Annotated in this window: 18 protein-coding genes and 1 pseudogene; 8 read left to right on the top strand and 11 right to left on the bottom strand. The window is 45.8% G+C overall.

The genetic code is table 11. The annotated features are described in order from the left end of the window. Positions 1–13: 13 nt before the first annotated feature. On the bottom strand, positions 14–193 hold the full coding sequence (locus K5L93_RS15295; protein ID WP_220720610.1) for a hypothetical protein: 180 nt from the start codon (positions 191–193) through the stop codon (positions 14–16). Between the two features lie 70 nt (positions 194–263). Further along, the gene (locus K5L93_RS15290; protein ID WP_220720609.1) at positions 264–1,169 is read right to left on the bottom strand and encodes a hypothetical protein; all 906 of its coding nucleotides are present in this window, start codon (positions 1,167–1,169) and stop codon (positions 264–266) included. A gap of 573 nt (positions 1,170–1,742) precedes the next feature. Between K5L93_RS15290 and K5L93_RS20250 the strand changes: the two are divergent. The 6 genes and pseudogenes from K5L93_RS20250 to bluB form a co-directional block, all read left to right on the top strand. Then, positions 1,743–1,955, top strand: a pseudogene (locus K5L93_RS20250) (VF530 family protein); the annotation flags it as partial. A 106-nt stretch (positions 1,956–2,061) separates the two neighbouring features. Further along, the gene (gene yegS / locus K5L93_RS15280) at positions 2,062–3,000 is read left to right on the top strand and encodes a lipid kinase YegS (protein ID WP_220720608.1); all 939 of its coding nucleotides are present in this window, start codon (positions 2,062–2,064) and stop codon (positions 2,998–3,000) included. Between the two features lie 109 nt (positions 3,001–3,109). Beyond that, positions 3,110–3,367 carry an HP1242/YdcH family protein gene (locus tag K5L93_RS15275; RefSeq protein ID WP_220720607.1) on the top strand — a complete coding sequence of 86 codons (258 nt, stop codon included), beginning with the start codon at positions 3,110–3,112 and terminating at the stop codon, positions 3,365–3,367. A 126-nt stretch (positions 3,368–3,493) separates the two neighbouring features. Next, the gene (locus K5L93_RS15270) at positions 3,494–4,117 is read left to right on the top strand and encodes an NAD(P)H-dependent oxidoreductase (protein ID WP_220720606.1); all 624 of its coding nucleotides are present in this window, start codon (positions 3,494–3,496) and stop codon (positions 4,115–4,117) included. Further along, complete coding sequence (locus tag K5L93_RS15265; protein ID WP_220720605.1) at positions 4,114–6,030, top strand: monovalent cation:proton antiporter-2 (CPA2) family protein; 1,917 nt, start codon at positions 4,114–4,116, stop codon at positions 6,028–6,030. Before K5L93_RS15270 ends, K5L93_RS15265 begins: the two co-directional genes overlap by 4 nt. Before the next feature lie 260 nt (positions 6,031–6,290). Continuing rightward, complete coding sequence (gene bluB, locus K5L93_RS15260) at positions 6,291–6,944, top strand: 5,6-dimethylbenzimidazole synthase (RefSeq protein ID WP_220720604.1); 654 nt, start codon at positions 6,291–6,293, stop codon at positions 6,942–6,944. A 127-nt stretch (positions 6,945–7,071) separates the two neighbouring features. Here the strand turns inward: bluB and K5L93_RS15255 are convergent, their stop codons facing one another. Continuing rightward, positions 7,072–7,950, bottom strand: a complete 879-nt coding sequence (locus K5L93_RS15255; protein ID WP_220720603.1) for a Shedu immune nuclease family protein — start codon at positions 7,948–7,950, stop codon at positions 7,072–7,074. A 94-nt stretch (positions 7,951–8,044) separates the two neighbouring features. On the opposite strand from K5L93_RS15255, the gene K5L93_RS15250 reads away from it, so the two are divergent. Beyond that, positions 8,045–9,172, top strand: coding sequence for an ISAs1 family transposase (locus K5L93_RS15250; RefSeq protein WP_220718649.1), 1,128 nt, complete (start codon positions 8,045–8,047; stop codon positions 9,170–9,172). 20 nt (positions 9,173–9,192) lie between these two features. Here the strand turns inward: K5L93_RS15250 and K5L93_RS15245 are convergent, their stop codons facing one another. From K5L93_RS15245 to K5L93_RS15235, 3 genes are all read right to left on the bottom strand, one after another. Continuing rightward, complete coding sequence (locus tag K5L93_RS15245; protein ID WP_220720602.1) at positions 9,193–9,486, bottom strand: hypothetical protein; 294 nt, start codon at positions 9,484–9,486, stop codon at positions 9,193–9,195. An 81-nt stretch (positions 9,487–9,567) separates the two neighbouring features. Then, a complete protein-coding gene (locus K5L93_RS15240; RefSeq protein WP_220720601.1) occupies positions 9,568–10,335 on the bottom strand; it encodes a tRNA(His) guanylyltransferase Thg1 family protein in 768 nt (255 codons plus the stop codon). A gap of 744 nt (positions 10,336–11,079) precedes the next feature. Then, a complete protein-coding gene (locus K5L93_RS15235; protein WP_220720600.1) occupies positions 11,080–12,177 on the bottom strand; it encodes an alkene reductase in 1,098 nt (365 codons plus the stop codon). A 167-nt stretch (positions 12,178–12,344) separates the two neighbouring features. On the opposite strand from K5L93_RS15235, the gene K5L93_RS15230 reads away from it, so the two are divergent. Continuing rightward, the gene (locus K5L93_RS15230; protein WP_246615064.1) at positions 12,345–13,016 is read left to right on the top strand and encodes a DsbA family oxidoreductase; all 672 of its coding nucleotides are present in this window, start codon (positions 12,345–12,347) and stop codon (positions 13,014–13,016) included. A gap of 76 nt (positions 13,017–13,092) precedes the next feature. Here K5L93_RS15230 and K5L93_RS15225 read toward each other — a convergent pair whose 3' ends face one another. Genes K5L93_RS15225 through K5L93_RS15205 form a run of 5 tightly spaced genes read right to left on the bottom strand, consistent with a single transcriptional unit; the run spans position 13,093 to position 17,281 of the window. Further along, complete coding sequence (locus tag K5L93_RS15225) at positions 13,093–13,584, bottom strand: chalcone isomerase family protein (RefSeq protein ID WP_016400951.1); 492 nt, start codon at positions 13,582–13,584, stop codon at positions 13,093–13,095. Then, entirely contained in the window at positions 13,577–14,050 is a 474-nt protein-coding gene (locus K5L93_RS15220) for a DUF2878 family protein (protein WP_220720599.1), read from the bottom strand. The genes K5L93_RS15225 and K5L93_RS15220 overlap by 8 nt, the downstream gene beginning before the upstream one ends. A gap of 4 nt (positions 14,051–14,054) precedes the next feature. Then, positions 14,055–15,275 carry an SAM-dependent methyltransferase gene (locus K5L93_RS15215; protein ID WP_220720598.1) on the bottom strand — a complete coding sequence of 407 codons (1,221 nt, stop codon included), beginning with the start codon at positions 15,273–15,275 and terminating at the stop codon, positions 14,055–14,057. Positions 15,276–15,299: 24 nt separating this feature from the next. After that, the gene (locus K5L93_RS15210) at positions 15,300–16,031 is read right to left on the bottom strand and encodes a DUF1365 domain-containing protein (protein ID WP_220720597.1); all 732 of its coding nucleotides are present in this window, start codon (positions 16,029–16,031) and stop codon (positions 15,300–15,302) included. After that, complete coding sequence (locus K5L93_RS15205; protein ID WP_220720596.1) at positions 16,028–17,281, bottom strand: NAD(P)/FAD-dependent oxidoreductase; 1,254 nt, start codon at positions 17,279–17,281, stop codon at positions 16,028–16,030. The genes K5L93_RS15210 and K5L93_RS15205 overlap by 4 nt, the downstream gene beginning before the upstream one ends. Positions 17,282–17,285 lie beyond the last annotated feature (4 nt).

Here is a 17,285-nt window from a genome sequence, read left to right as displayed (position 1 = left end):
CGGCTTAGTCTATTTACACTTTTATATTTATATTTTCGCCGAGACCAGCTCTAGTCGCAGGTGCGGCTTCTGGTAAATCAGCTGCGGCCACCAACTCTTGCACCGCTTTACCGTCTTGCTCTTGCTGACTTTTCGCCAGCTTGGCTGAAATCACTTCCATTGATTGCGAAGTGCTTGCTCCACTGATTTCCATTCTACCTCCTATTCCTGGATATCAAGTCTGTAACGGCAAGATTGAGCTTTTCTTTAGTTAAATTTGCCATTTAGTTATCGCAAGCTTCCGTCATGAGCTGATGCTCACCTTTATTTTCACCTTCAATAATCACAAAATCGCTAACAAACTGGTAGCACTGCAGCTCCCCCTGCATCGCCAAGGCTTTAATGGTAATTACTCCGCGGTTACCTGAACTGCGACTATGCCATTGCTGTTTAGCACCTTGTTTTGGCTGTTCCATCAGCTTCATCATAGCTTGTTGGTATTGCTCCCGATCTTCGACACTAAAGCTGGCTAAAGGCTCAAAGCCCAAACGCTCTGTAGTGCTGTCACTCATGCTCCCAATAACATTAAATGGGGAGCTCAATACTCCGCCGACAAAACCGGTTACTAAGCCCCTGCTGGCCTCTTTCCCGGCCTCTTCAGCTTTGCTAACTAGCTCGTCAGCACTAGCAATCATCTCCGGAATTTCAACCCTTAAAGCCTCACTTTCGGCCAAAATAAGTGGTACTTGTGGCACCACTTTAGCAATCTCTTCGTTAGTCGCACGTACCGTAGTATTGGTATCGTCTACACGTTTTAATATGGCCGGTAGTTCACCGCGCCAAGCCTCAGACTGCAATAACACTGGCTTAATGGCTTGGCTAATTGCAGCTACCTCATCAATAATTAGAGGAAGTTGAGTATTAATAGCATCGACTCGGCTTAGCACTTCAGGGATCAGTGATTGATAACCTTGGCTCTGCTCAATAATTTGCGGAATAAAAGCTTGCAACTCCACAATTTGCGCCACAATAGGGTCAACCCGCTGAGCAGTGCTATCTACCTGCTCTAACATACTGGGCAACTGGATGCGCAATTGGCGAAGCTCTAAAGTAAAAAATACAATCGCCGCGGCTAATGTAAATAAACCTAAGGCGGTTAGCGCCCGAACAAAGCGTAAAAGACCTTCCATTTAATCCGTTTCCATTGACTCTTTCGCACAACCATAACTGATCTGTAAAGCAGAGTCTGCGTAAACCGCGGCAAAACCATTAATACCAAGCACGCTAAGTAAGTGTTCAGAAATAACGCAGCAAAAATGCTCGAGAGTAAGGCAGGATTTTTCGATAAGTAGTTATTCTACAGCCAACATTCTAACGCAGTTATCGAGTGTTTTAACCAGTTAGAATGAACGAGTACTTAGGGTCTGTTGATCTTTGGTGTTGAAATTTTGTTCGAGATAAGCGGGCTTTAATCGCGGCGAGCACTTAGAAGCCTAGTGGGCTAAGCAAGAAGTGCTTAACAAAGAGTAAAGTTCACTTACCCGAACCCTTCGGGCAGCATTTCTTAGCCATTTATTCAGCGTTAGCGAGTGATTATTAAGCCCACTTAACTGCACACTCACTGCCTTGCCTAAATGGCTAATAAATTGCTGCAAAAACCATCAGCAAAGATCAACAGACCCTAGTACGATTGGTATAATAGCTTTAGCTGTGACTAATTGAAGCTGATACAATTACTCGGTGAGAAAACAATAGGCTTCAACATGACTCAAGTAAACAATCCCCTGCACGGCAAAACTCTCCAAAGCATTCTCGAAGAACTGGTTGAATTTTATGGTTGGGAAGAATTAGGTGCGCGCATTACCATTCGCTGTTTCACCCACGACCCGAGCATTAAATCTAGCCTTAAGTTTTTGCGTAAAACGCAGTGGGCACGTGACAAAGTAGAGCGTTTATACCTACGAATGAAAGGCTTAGCATAAGTTTTCAGCACCACTCAATACCTTATCGCTAGCGAGCAAAGCTAATCGAACATATAGTAATAATGCAGCTAAGTTGCTGATTACTAAATAGAGGCTAATTGTGGAACTTCGACTAATACTCAACGGAAAGAAAGCTCACCAGCCCGAAATACGCAAAGCGGTGCAACAACTGCGCAAACAAGGGCACGACATTCAAGTACGAGTCACTTGGGAAGGTGGAGACCTTGAACGGTTAGTCGCCGAGGCCCACCAGCAAGGTTGGAATTCAGCAGATAAAAAACTAGTTATTGGTGGTGGTGATGGTTCGGTGCAAGAGGTGGTTTCTGCGCTTATGCAATACCCCGCAGGGCAACGCCCAAGCCTAGGAGTATTGCCACTGGGTACAGCCAACGATTTTGCCACTGCCTGTGAAATCCCCGATACCGCCTTAGCCGCGCTCGAATTTGCATTATCAACCAGCGCCAAACCGGTTGATGTAATACAAGCGACCGATTTAGAAAACCAGCAAAAATTCTACTTTATGAACGTGCTCACCGCAGGTTTTGGTGCACAAATCACCGCCGAAACCCCAGTTGAGCTTAAAAACTTTTTAGGGGGTGGCGCTTATACTCTCTCGGGCATTATGCAAGCGCTAAACTTTAAACCTTATATCGGCAAGATAAGCAGCCCCGACAAGCAGTTTTCTGGCGGCATTATCATTGGTGCCTTATGTAACGGTAAACAAGCTGGTGGCGGCCAAGTATTGGGGCCAAATGCCTACCTAAACGATGGCTTAATGGATGTTTGCTTAGTGCGCGACTTTCCCGCAACAGCCTTAAGCCAAGTTCTGCAAGAGGCTGCAGCCTTTAGTAGAGGTGAAAAAATCTCACCCGACTATGTTGTCTCTTGGCAAACGCCTTGGTTAGAAACCAAATCTGAGCAGTTTATTCCTACCAACCTCGACGGCGAACCGCATAAATTTAACCACGCGCGCTTTGACGTTGTTCCCAATGCTTTGCCGCTAATAGTGGCCGACTGTTGTCCTTGTTTAATGCCTTAAAGGGCAGACGAGCAGCTAATTCTTTAGCCTCTAAGGCTTGCTTAACTGCCCTAGCTTAGCGAGTTTCGACTAAGCTGAAAGGTAGGCCAGCAAGCTAAGGAGGCTAAACATGTTAGGTGAAAACCACGCACTTATTTTTGAGTTTCCAGAACATCGGGATAAAATTCATCAACTTAAAGTAGCAGACAGCGATTTTAATTCCCTCGCTAAACGCTACCATCAACTCGACCATAAAATACGCGGCTTAGAAGCCACGCAAGTTCCCGCAGAAGACCAATACTTCATGCAACTGAAGCTACAACGCGTTCATCTAAAACAACAAATATTTAATATTTTGTCGCAGTCCTCGTCAGCAACAGTAGAATAGTTAGTCCGCAAGATAAGCCTAATTAGTTAATCTTATTCGCTTTTACTTGAACCTTGTTGCAAAAACTACCTATATTGAATCCAATTTTTATTATTGCTTATTACGTAAGGCTAAAAGGAATTACTAATGCTAAAGCAGAAAAATAAAGTATTACTGCTGTTTGCACACCCGTCGCAAGATCGATCTGAAATCAATATGCCTATGTTCAAGCTTGCCAGCAAAATAGATGGTGTAACCGCCATCGATTTATATCGCGAGTATCCCACTTTTCGAATCGACGTAGACAAAGAGCAACAACGCTTACTGGCACACGATATTGTGATTATGCAGTTTCCGCTCTATTGGTACTCTACCCCCGCGCTCTTAAAAGAGTGGCAAGACTTGGTGCTGGAATATGGCTTCGCTTATGGCCACGAAGGCACCATGCTGCATGGTAAAACCTTGCTTTGCGCCATTACTGCAGGCGGTGCAGAAGCAGCCTATAGAAAAGAAGGTTATAACCATTTTACTATTCGTGAATTACTGCACCCCTTAGAGCAAACTGCCTCACTAACCGGTATGCGCTACTTAGCGCCTTTCACCCTATTTAGCTCTCGAACTGCCGCCGAAGAGCATCGCGACAAAAAACATTTAGAAGATTGGACTCAGCTACTTAAGGCGTTAGTGAACAATCAACTCGATTTTGAACTTGCAGCCGGTTTAGCCAAACTAGATGTACAAAATACTGACCTTATCAAGGAGTTGCTATGACCGGTTACTTCTTACAAGCCTTTGTTTACTTAATTGCCGCCGTGCTGGCCGTGCCACTGGCCAAACGTTTAGGTTTAGGCTCGGTATTGGGCTACTTAATTGCAGGGGTGATTATTGGTCCTGTAATTGGTTTGGTAGGCGCCGAAACCGCCACTATTCAACACTTCGCCGAGTTTGGCGTAGTAATGATGTTATTTGTGGTAGGCCTAGAACTAGAGCCTAGAATGCTCTGGAATATGCGCCATAAACTTATTGGCCTTGGCGGCTTGCAAGTAGGCATCACCACCTTGGTGGTGATGTTAGCCTGCTTGGCCTTTGGGCTGCAGTGGTCGTTCGCTTTGGCGGTTGGTTTAATTTTCTCGCTCTCCTCTACCGCCATTGTGCTGCAAACCTTTAACGAAAAAGGTTTAGGTAAAACCGATGGAGGCCGCTCTTCCTTCTCGGTATTGCTGTTTCAAGATATTGCAGTAATCCCCATGCTAGCGCTTATTCCTTTGCTAGCTTTGCCAGAGCTAGTGGCCTTATCCGAAAAACTTGGTGCTGCAGCTGCCGAACATGGTGATAGCTTAAACCTAGTAGCTCACCTACCCGGCTGGGCTTACGCCATTGTAGTGGTAGTAGCCATTGTAGCGTTAGTGGTTGGTGGCCACTACCTAAGCCGCCCACTGTTCCGTTACGTAGCTAGCTCTGGGCTTCGCGAGATATTTACCGCCGCCACTTTAATGTTGGTTATTGGCATTGCCGCACTAATGGGCTTGGTAGGTTTATCGCCCGCCTTAGGCGCATTTTTAGCTGGCGTGGTACTCGCCAACAGCGAGTTTAGGCATGAGTTAGAATCCACCATCGAGCCTTTTAAAGGGCTACTGTTAGGTTTGTTCTTTATCACGGTGGGTGCGGGTGTCGACTTTGGCGTATTGCAATTGCATTGGGGTAAAGTTATCGCCATGGCTTTAGCCATTATGCTAATCAAAGCCGCCATTTTATTTGTTCTAGCGATTATCTTTAAGATTAAAAACAGCGACCGCTGGCTGTTTGCCCTTAGCTTGGCGCAAGCCGGTGAATTTGGCTTTGTACTGCTTAACTACACCGTGCAAAACCACGTTATTCCGCATGACTTATCGCAAATCCTGTCGCTAGTTGTGGCCTTCTCAATGTTCTTAACACCGAGCCTGTTCATACTCTATGACAAAGTGATTTTGCCACGTTACGAGCGCTCCGAGAATCATCAAGAACCCGATGAAATTGATGAAAAAGGCACGGTAATTGTGGCGGGCATTGGTCGTTTTGGGCAAATCATCAACCGCTTTTTAGTGGCTAACGGCATTAAAACCGTGGTGCTCGACCACCAAGCGGGCCAAGTAGAATTAATGCGTAAAATTAACATTAAAAGCTACTTTGGCGATGCCACCCAACCAGACCTATTGCATACAGCGGGGATAGAAGAAGCCAAGCTTATGGTGGTCACCATCGATGATAAAGAGAAGGTGCGCGACATTGTTAAATACGTAAAGCACGCGCACCCGCATGTGCGTTTAATGGTGCGGGCGTTTGACCGCGGCCATGCTTACGAACTGCGCAGCTTAGGTGCCGATCACATAATTACCGAGGCCTACTACTCTGCACTAGAAATGGGTGGCCGAGCACTTAACGAATTGGGCTTTCACCCCTTTAAGTCTGAACAGCTTAAAGCCGCGTTTGACCAGATAGAAAAAGACAATAAAGAAAAGCTCTACCAAACTTGGTTAGCGGGTAACGAAGACAACCGCTTTAGCAACGACTACCGCGAACTGTTTTTGCAGTTAGAAGAGTTACTAGGCAAAGCCATGAGCAAAGATCGCAGCGACGGTCACTCGCTTACCGAACGCGGCTGGACACCACCACCTAAAAACTATCAAGACGACTTTAAGCAATAGTCATTAGGGTCTGTTGATCTTTGGTGTTGAAATTTCGTTCGAGATAAGCGGGCTTTAATCGCGGCGAGCACTTAGAAGCCTAGTGGGCTAATAAATTGCTGCAAAAACCATCAGCAAAGATCAACAGCCCCTAATACACACAGCCCCATAGCAATAGCCATGGGGCTGTTTGTTTTTAAGCGGGTAAAGCTGGCTGCTAGGCGTTGCAGTCAATCTTCGCTTAAGGCTTAATAGGGCAAATTTTTGATATTAAGCGCAGTATGCATATCAACCAAGCTGAACGAGACGCCCTTTATAAAGTCATCTACTCCCGCCGCGATGTACGCAAAGACTTCTTAAGCACCCCAATTAACGACGACGTTATTCAACGTATTCTAGCCGCTGCTCATCACGCGCCCAGCGTAGGTTTTAGTCAGCCTTGGGATTTTATTTTGGTAAGTAAAGAGCAAACCAAACAAGCGATTAAACAGGGTTATCAAGCCGCCAGTGAAGAGTCGGCCAAACAGTTTGCTGATGATAAACGCGAGACCTACCAAAGCTTTAAACTTGAAGGCATTTTAGAAGCGCCCTTAGGCATTTGTGTTACCTGCGATAGAGAACGCAACGGGCCTGTAGTAATAGGCCGCACCATAAAGCCAGAGATGGACTTATACAGCACCGTGTGTGCTATTCAAAACATGTGGCTGGCCGCCCGCGCCGAAAACCTTGGCCTAGGCTGGGTAAGCATTATTCACGACGAGGTTCTTCGCTCTGCCCTTAACATTCCAGAGCGTTTAGAAATTATTGGCTACCTGTGTATCGGCTATGTATCCGGCTTTGAAGACAAACCAGAACTGGAGCAATTTGGTTGGCTAAAACGAGAGAACTTAAGCCAACTGGTTCACCACGAGCAATGGTCAGATAAATCAAAGTAAACAAGGTAACTGCCTATCTGGTGTTAGACCACAACACATCAGTAAAAGCTCGCTATCGTATTCAATCAATTGATTTAAATTGACTCTGACACCTTTTGTTACCTCCAGCTACCCGATTAGCAGCGTGCTATTTGTTTGCGCTATGCTCATTTAAAACTATGAATGACGCTCTCTCAAGCAACTCGTCGTAGGTTATGATTTCTACGTTTCGAGAATCTCTACGGAAAAGTTCGAGAGTTTTGCGTTTCATTTTTTTAATACCTGGGGGTTCAACAGCTTTATCAACTTGCTCCCAGCTACCAACAATTAGAACTGTTTTCGAGTCGTAAGCATTCTGATTAATTTCCCGATAATCATCCGCATATAAATCTCGCGTTGTTTCAATTTTTAACGTACCACTAGCTTTCTGCTCTAAAATTTGTGAGTAAGCTTCCATCAACTCTTTTGATAACTTCCAACTCTTCGCTCTATTCTGGGCAGTCCCAAATAGTGGGGTTGTCGGTAATTTAAGTTCAACAAATGTAGTGAACTTATTGTTACCCATTAAGAAGTCAGCAATAACTCCCTCACTACCACCGGCATTAGTATCTGACGCATGAAACTCCTTTTGTAAGATACCTTGGAATCGGTAGTCCAAGCCATAACCAAAAATCCATTGATTTGCTGCAAAGAAATGCTGCCATGCCGTTTCGTCTTTTGTATTGGGCTTCCCAATATCGACTTTGTACTGTGGTAGGTGGTTTGAATACAGCAATTTTTTGAATATTTCGAGCTGGGATTTACGGTAACCCGTATTAACTAGATCCTCAGTCGTGATCATTCCTTGAGACAATAAATCTCTCACGACTTCCCCGCCATCAGAGCCTGATAGTAACGTAGTTATTTTCTGTTTAGTCTCAGTGTCAAGTACATCCATTGAGTCATCAGATAGTTTAATGCGTCGCTCAGCAATCCCTTTAAGATCTAGTTCTTGAATGAAGTTCAAGAACGTTTTTAGCTGCTGCATATTAAACCAGGGCGAGATCATGAACGCTTTCGCCCTTTGATTTGACGCCGATCGCCGTCTGTGATCATATGCTCTCTTTTTGGGAGCCCTCACCATGCACATCAAATCGTTTCAGGAACACTTTAAGCCCGTCGAAGACCCTCGCCAAGGAGCCAAGGTGCGTCACCCGCTGTTCGATGTGTTGTTTGGTACCTTGTGTGCGGTGATTTCCGGCGCAAAAGGCTGGCACGATATTCGTGAATACGTGCTTGGCCACCACGACTGGTTTAGGGACCACGGGCTTTTTAAACTCGGTGTTCCTGTCGATGACACCTTTGCCCGGATCATCTCAAGCGTTGAACCTGAACAGTTCAGAGAGAGCTTTCTGGTGTGGATGAAAGCGGTACATGAACTAACTGAAGGCAACGTTGTTGCTATCGATGGCAAAACGCTCCGAGGCTCCTACAATCGCGACGAACGCAGTAGCGCCATCCACATGGTCAGCGCTTATGCGTCAGCCAATAAGTTGGTTCTCGGACAGCTAAAAACCGACAGCAAGAGCAACGAAATCATCGCAATCCCGGAACTGATAAAGATGCTTGAGCTGCGTGGCGCACTGGTCACCATTGATGCCATGGCATGCCAGACCAAGATCGCTAAAGCCATTGTTAAGCAAGGTGGTCACTACCTGCTGGCGGTAAAGGGCAATCAGAGCAACCTGGCAAAAGCGGTACAGGCAGCATTCAGTAAGCAGCGCGGGCAATCACCTGACGCACAAGAGCTTCAGACTGAAACAGGTCGGGGACGGATAGAATCCCGAATCAGCCACGTACTCAGAGCAGATGCGCTGGAAGGCGATTTCAGTAACTGGTGCAGCCTGAATACCATTGCTATGGTTGAGAGCTATCGCACCGAAAAAGGCAAACCGACCAGCCTTGAGTACCGTTACTACATCAGTTCTAAAGAGATGACAGCGACGCAAATTGCCACTGCTGTTCGCGAGCATTGGGCCATTGAAGCGATGCACTGGGTGCTCGATGTCAGTTTGCAGGAAGACGCCTGTCAGATATTTAAAAAGAACGCAGCGGAAAACCTAGCTTGTCTGCGCCATATGTCATTGAACATGCTGCGCTCTGAGCCGACTAAGGCCAGTATTCCGACGAAGCAGAAGCGCTGCTGGATGAAAACTGAAAACCTCGAGAAGGTGTTGGTCGCCGGGTTCTCAGCAATGGCTGATAGCTAAGTTTCGACGCAGACAATCGGTCAAAAAACATTCATGCGCTTGCCCTGCATATTAAACTTAGAAAGCTCAATAACTTGCTTTTCCTCTCCGCTAACTAACTTGCATAGTTTAATTCCCTCGATATCATCTTTTTCTTTCAGGTAAACAACTTTCATCATAGTGCGTGGAGCAAGCTGAATATGAAATTCACTTTCGTCAGAGAAAATGACTTGGAAAAACCTGCCTTTTTCAAAGGTATGATTATAGAGAGTCTCTAGCTTTGAATTTCTAATCACATCATCTTCTGTAGGCTTAAAACCTGGAATCTCAAACACCGATAACCTCTTATCTATCGTTTACTTTGAAACTGCTAACGCTGCCAATAAGCGGTGAGTGGAGCGTACTTAATTTGTTTGCTATGCGAACTGGGCTAACCATGACTCTTGAATTTTTAGTTTAGAGCCGAACAACTCCCTCATTTCTTCGATCGAGTTGAACCGATAGTTCTCCAATTTTTGCTCTGCAGAAACGAAAAATATGGGAGTTTCAAACAAGGCTGCCGTTTCGTCCTGAAGACCTAACTCTGTGACTTTAGAAATTAGGTAATCGAGAGAATTAAAGTTGTTATCTTGGTAGATTTCATCCGAATCAACTCCGCTCAAACGCAATAGCTTAGTCAATGAGTTCCTCATATTCACCGCATACCTATATGAAAAATAATCCACGATGTCATCCTGCTCTCGTAGCATCAAAGGTCTACCATCAAAAGCTCCACTTATATGCGGAGATTTCTTTTTTATCATGCCTTTTCCGGTAAAAAAGCTAGTAAAAGTGGAAGCAATAGTTGTAACAGATTTGATCACTCGATTTTCGAAGTAATTCGGTACTCTGCTCAAGACTATTGATACTTCATCAGAGCAAACGCAAGCACCTAACACGATATTTTGAGAGTCATGTGGGCATTTGCGGCGTATTACATCGAAGGTATTTTCCATCGCATCCCACATTATTCCTTCAAATGCCTTATGACGCATGGTATCTCTTAGGTATTTTTTGCTAAGCCCGATCCCATCTAGGCGAACCACAAAATAAATATGATCATCATATTTCGAGAAACGCTCAGAAGTTTCCTCAATGTCTTTAAATCGAAATTCTTGAGAAAGGTGCTCAGTTAATGATTCCATAGAAGCTCCTAATTAAGTTCGTATAACATTTGATTAATGCGACTTTGCAAGCATGCGTACCCTACAAGGTAACAATGCTCAAAGCAGCCAAGCCCCCAAAGCTTCATTTATCATACAGTAACAGCACACTTTCAAATAACAACAAACTCAACAAGATACCCTTTACTTGAGTTAGCTCACTTTTGTTCAGTAATCAAAAGATAATAAAGCTTCCAATAGCAGGAGTGCATAAAGGAGCAAACCTCCCCCTTCATTATCGCCGAGTCACGCAAGTGCCAAGCGATTAAGCCGAGCATTGTTTGAGCCTAGCGAGTTGCGCAGGCGCGCTTGGCACTGAGTAACGAGGAAATAAGATAATGCGGGGCAGCCTTTCTTTTGCTTCGTAAGCTTTAGCTGAGCAAAGCTTATGACGTCGCCGACAGGCGAAACTAAACACCATCGTCGATAGTAAGCTACTCCCTCCCCCTTCATTATCGCCGAGTCACGCAGGTGCCAAGCGATTAAGCCGAGCATTGTTTGAGCGTAGCGAGTTGCGCAGGCGCGCTTGGTACTGAGGAACGAGGAAATAAGATAATGCGGGGCGACCTTTCTTTTTGCTTCGTAAGCTTTAGCTGAGCAAAGCTTATGACGTCGCCGATAGGCGAAATTCCCTAAAACCAAAGGGATATGTAATATCTATTTCCCCCCAAAAAGCCAGCTAGCGCGTCTATTCACTCACTGGCTCCTAAACCAAAACCCTAGCAACTAGGCCTTATAACTTGGGTAATCCGTTAGGCCTTTTTCGCCACCGCCAAACAGGCTGTTTGGATCGTGTTCGGCCAGCGGGTAACCATGCTCTAGGCGTGCGGGTAGATCGGGGTTTGCTACAAAGGGGCGGCCAAAACCAATCATGTCGGCGAGGCCTTCTTCAATAGCTTGTTGGGCGCTGTCGGCTTTGTAACGACCAGCGTAAATAAGTACACCTTTAAAGGCATCGCGCAGCGCTTGTTTAAAGGCTTTTGGCGTTTCTGGCGCGTCGTCCCAGTCTACTTCGGCAATGTGCAAATACACGATATTGTGTTTATTTAGCAGCGCAGCAGCGGCGGTGTAGGTTTCTTCCGGCTTGGCGTCTACGGTGCCATTTAAAGTCGTGAGCGGAGCTAAGCGCACGCCTACTCGCTCGGCGCCAATGGCGTCTACCATGGCAGCAACTACTTCATCTAAAAAGCGCAGACGGTTGGTTAAGCTACCGCCGTATTTATCGCTGCGTTGATTCGATTCTGAATCGATAAACTGGTTAATCAAGTAACCGTTGGCGGCGTGAAGCTCGATGCCATCAAAGCCTGCGGCAATGGCATTAAGCGCTGCTTGGCGGAACTGCTGAATAACTTCATCAATGTCTTGTTGAGTCATTTCACGCGGGGTGACTACGTCTACAAAACCTGGTTCGTCGCTGCCGTTATCAATAAACACTTTTACATTTTCGGCTTTAATGGCAGAAGACGAGATTGGCTGTTCGCCGTTAATATTGTCTGGGTGAGTCACTCGCCCTACATGCCAAAGCTGGGCGAACATAGTGCCGCCTTTGGCGTGGACAGCATCGGTGACTTTTTTCCAGCCAGCAATTTGTTGTTCGCTATAAATGCCCGGTGTCCAAGCGTAGCCTTTACCCATTGGCGAGATTTGAGTGCCTTCGGATACGATTAAGCCAGCACTAGCACGTTGTGCGTAGTAGCTGGCCATCATTTGATTTGCTACATCGCCCGGCTGAGTAGCTCGAGAGCGAGTCATAGGTGGCATAACGATGCGATTATTTAGGGTGTGAGTACCAAGCTTTATTGTGTAAAACAATGATGTGGTCATGAGTGAGGTTCCTAGTCATTTGCTAACAGCATAATAGCAACAGCTCAGTTATCTATTTAGATCAAAAACAACAAATTAATGTTGCACTGACGGCAAAGAAGCTGAGCCCCAATTTAGCGCGATAGTTGCCAATTTCTCGGCAACTCCGCATACTCTAAGCTGGTTTAATGAAGGGGTTGCTTATGTCTGCTGGTATTTCTTTACGCATCGATATTGTGTCGGATGTGGTCTGCCCTTGGTGCATTGTGGGTTACTTACGCCTGCAACAAGCGCTGTCACAAGTTGACGAGAGTATTCGCCCACATATTGAATGGCACCCCTTTGAGCTAAATCCGAACATGCCAAGCGAGGGGCAAAACTTACGTGAGCATATTCAAGAAAAATACGGTAGTACCCTTGAGCAAAGTGAAGCGGTTAGAGAGCAACTAAAAAGCTTGGGTGATGAACTTGGTTTTAGTTTTAAGTTCAGCCCTGACTCTCGTATCTACAATACTTTTGAAGCCCATCAACTGCTGCATTGGGCACAACCTTACGGCAAACAAACCGAATTAAAACTGGCATTGTTTGATGCTTACTTTAGCCAAGCTAAAGATCCTTCAAACCGCAATACCTTGTTAGATGTGGTTGAAAGCATTGGCCTAGGCCGAGATTTAGCCGAGCGAGTGTTGGTAGATGAAATGTATGTTGAAGCAGTAAGAGACAGCCAGCAGCAGTGGCAAAATCAGAACATTAGCGCGGTGCCAGCTTTTATCTTTAATAATCGTTACTTATTGTCTGGCGCGCAGCCTGTGGAAACCTTACTACAAGTGATTAACGAGTGTACCAACAGCGCTAGTTAGCGCCCACCAACTTACGTTGCAGCTTAAGGAAGCGGCTGCCTTCAGATAAGCAAATGCCTAGGAAAGCTAGTTAGACTTAGTTGGCGCCAATCAGTTTACGTTGCTGTTTAGGGAATCGGCTGTCTTCGGATAGCCAAATACCCAAGAAGTGTTGGCTAAATAACTTATCTTCTAACGAGCCCAGCAACTTACCATTTAAGTAAAACTGACCTTGATTAGCTGACTCAGCCACTAGCTTTAGTTGGTCGCCTTTTTTTAAGTCTGGCCAAAGTTGTGAAAGCTCTGCTAACCATTGCTCACAAGGTGCTTGCTCGCATACTCCTAGGCGCTGCCACTCATCCTCGGTTGCTTCTAGCAATTTATCGCGTTTAATTTTGCGTAGGTAATCAATGGTGAGTTCCATTGGGTAACGGTTTTGCTGGTAACGCCCATCTGGGCTGTGCAAGCTAACCGTGTAAATGGGCCAAAACAATACTTGCAACTTAGCGTTACCCACCAGCTGCATTTGTGTTTCTGCTTGGCTAGAAAACGCCAATAAAATACTGGCTAATGCCATGGCTTTAAACATAGCGTTTCTCCAATAGCGAATTAGCTAAGTAAGCAAAGCCCGCCCACAAGGGGAACAGAATAAGCAGACCTAATATTGCATCGGGCTGTATCGCAAATACCTGCGCTAAACTGGCTAGGTAGTAAGAAACTGGCCCCATCACCGCCACAAACAAGGGCATAAAAGGTTTAGGGAAACTGGCTAGGCTTGGCAATAACAAGGCAAAGCTTGCCCAAAGCAGCATCATAAACAGCGGTAAATTGGGCGAGCTAAAGCTAAGCACGCCCATTTTTACTAAACTGAAATCCAGAATAACGCCCACCACGCAAAGCATGGCACAAGGTATTAGCACAGCCCATTGGTAACGGCGAACTTGCAAAGCCACTAAGCCGATTAACCCCAGCGCCATAAACATCACCGCTTGCTGCCCCCAAAAGAAGGCCGCTAACCAGTTAAGTTTAAATAGCAGCAATACCGGCCATTGCATGAGCTTAGGCCTTAACCAAAGTAAGTTGCTCGGTACCAATGTTATGACTTCTAAAACCTGCTTCGCAGTAAGCAAAGTAGAAATGCCATAGGCGGTAGAACTGCTCGTCGAAGCCGAAGCGTTGATTGTTGTTATGCTGCTGTTGCACCCGCTGATGCCAGTGCTGGAGGGTTTCGGCGTAGTCGATACCTATTTCTAGTCGCTGTAGAGATTGTAAGCCTTGCTTGGAAAAGAGCTGTTTGAGCAGCGATGGCGAAGGTAAGAAGCCACCAGGAAATACATACTGCTGAATAAAGTCGACACTTTTACGATAGGCCGAAAAACGGCGGTCATCAATGGTAATCGCTTGAATAAGCATTAAACCACCGGCCTTTAACCTGTTGGCACATAGCTCGGCGAAACCCGGTAAAAATTTCTCGCCCACAGCTTCGATCATTTCAATAGAGACCAGTTTGTCGTACTGGCCTTCTAAATCGCGGTAATCTTTATTTAGCACGGTAACTAAGTGACTGAGCTTACGCTCCGCTACCTTCTCCACCACATAGGCGTGCTGTTTGTCTGAAATGGTGGTGGTGGTTACCTTGCAACCATAATGGCTAGCCGCATACATTGCCAACCCCCCCCAACCGGTGCCAATTTCTAATAGATGATCACTAGGTTGCAACTTGAGTTGCTCACATATCCGTTTAAGTTTGTTGTCTTGCGCCTCGGCTAAGCTAATGTCTTGGCCGCCAAAAATGGCTGAAGAATACTGCATTTGCGGATCAAGAAACGATTGATAGAAATCGTTGCCAAGATCGTAGTGAGCCAGAATGTTCTTTTTCGCTTGGCGTTTGTTGTTGCGGCGAAAGAAGTGCTGCACTTTAAACCACGCATCGGTGAACCAGTGCAGTTTTCTGTCTAAGCTATCGAGGTGATCTTGGTTGTCGGCCAACAGCTGCAGTAAGCGGTGCAGATTAGAACAGCGCCACAACCCTTCCATGTAGGTTTCGCCTGCAGCAATGCTACCGCCTTTTAAAATACGAGAAAAAACTTGAGAATCGAGGATATGAACTTCAACGGTTTCGGGGTGGTCAGCTTCACCTAAATGAACCGACTCGTAACCTGCTTGACTCATTAAAATGGCGCCGCCTTTTAAACCGTCAAAGGTTTTTAATACCAGGTGGCGGGTCCAATCTAAACCACTGGAAACTGAAGCAGAAGAAAGCGATTTTGCAGTAGCCATAGTTTTTCCTTAGGGCAATTTTATTTATTTTTTAGCACTGGCTGGATGACTATAAAAAGGCACTTTTTTCATCCATAGCTTTAATGCTTGCCAGTAAATTCCTGTAACAACCTTGAGAGTCATTAAAGGGTATGAACTTATTACGCGGCGAAGGCTAGAAGAGTTTAATGGCTGCTTAATTAAATTTATGCCAGCACTAAACTCTTTCTGCTCGCGCCAGCAATTAATCACAATATTAACCTGCTGTTGCACCAGCTTTACTTGCCAGTGATAACGCATGTCCATGGGATTAAAAGGGGAAACATGAAAGGTTTTGTCGTGATCTTTTAGCTCGTTTAAATCCAGCCAATATTGGTGTTTTTCTTTCCAAGGAGTATTGGTGACTTCGGCCAGCATGTAATCAAACTTATCGCCGTCGCCATAGAGCACAAAGTTAACCGGGCTAAAGTACCAACCCAAGCAGCGCAGTTGACCAAGTAAGACCACTTGCTTGGCTTGGTAGTCGGGCTGAAAACGCTGCTGAGCGCGCAAGGCTTTATCACGGATAGTGCCTTGTTCGCTGCCTAAATAGTCGCCCGCTTTTAAGCGAAACCAAGGTAAAACACGCCCAAAACGTTGCAGCTCTTGCTGCACGGTTTGTTCTTCAGCCAAATCAATCCAGGCGTAATACAGCCGATAATTAAAGCCGTGTTTACGCGGCACAAAGCGTTGGTGAAAAGTATCGCCAAAGGCGATAGCCGAGTGTTCTATGCTCATAGGTCCACTCCAAACTTACGACACACCTCCACAGCCGAGCGCACGCCATCTTCGTGAAAACCGTTGTGCCAATAAGCGCCACAAAAGTAGCTATTGTTGTGCCCACAAATAACGTCGCGTTGCTGTTGGGCTTGGTGGCCGTCTATGGAAAACACCGGATGCATGTAATTAAAGCGCTTAATCACTTTATCTTCGGCTATCGGCTCTAGGGGGTTTAGGGTAACGCAAAACTGCGGCGCATCGCTTAAGCCCTGCAAACGGTTCATGTCGTAGGTAACACTGGCTAGGCGGTCGCCTCTATCACCACTAGGTGGTAATAGGTAATTCCAACTGGCTCGCGCACGATGAATGCTTGGCAATAAGCGCTCGTCGGTATGCAGAATTACTTCGTTATTTTGATACTTGAGTTTGCCTAGTACCGAACGCTCATCATCACTGGCCTGTGCGCCTAACGCCGACAACGCTTGGTCACTATGACAAGCAAAAATTACCGCATCCCCCTGCCATTGCCAGCCATCGCTGGTTTCAATTTTAACGCCTATATCATCTCGCTGAATGCTACTCACTTGGCTGTTCAAACGGATCTGCTCATCTAAACCCGCTAACAGCGGCTTAATGTATTGTTTTGAGCCCCCAGGGATGACATACCATTGCGGCCGGTTGGCTACGTCTAACAAACCGTGATTCACAAAAAAGCGAGCAAAAAACTGCATCGGAAACTGCATAATGCCGTTTAACGAAGAAGACCAAATGGCCGCGCCCATTGGTAATAAGTAGTTCTCTTGAAACATGCGCGAGAAGCGATGCTGCTCTAAAAACTGGCCAAGGCTTACCGCGGTATCGATGTCTACCGCGGCTTTAGCTAACTTATTGAAACGCAGTATTTCATTTATAAACTTGTAAAAACTAGGTTTGAGTAAGTTGCTGCGTTGGGCAAACAAGGTATTTAAATCGTGGCCGTTGTACTGCAAGTTGAGCTCGGGATTTACCACACTAAAGCTCATTTCAGTTTCTTGAGCTTGAATGCCCAACTTGGCTAATAACTTATTAAACAGAGGATAGGTGCGGTCATTAAACACAATAAAACCGGTGTCTACTGCGTGCTCTTTGCCCTCTATAGTGACTTGGTTAGTAGCGGTGTGGCCACCTAAGTAGTCGTTTTGCTCTAATAGCGTTACTTCATGCTGCTCTTTTAATAAGTGCGCACAGGTCATGCCGGAGATGCCGGCACCTATAATGGCGATTTTCATTCTA

This window comes from Agarivorans litoreus (assembly GCF_019649015.1).
Lineage (GTDB): Bacteria > Pseudomonadota > Gammaproteobacteria > Enterobacterales > Celerinatantimonadaceae > Agarivorans > Agarivorans litoreus.
The sequence above is the reverse complement of the archived record's forward strand: the minus strand, read 5'-3'. Positions and strand labels throughout refer to the sequence as shown.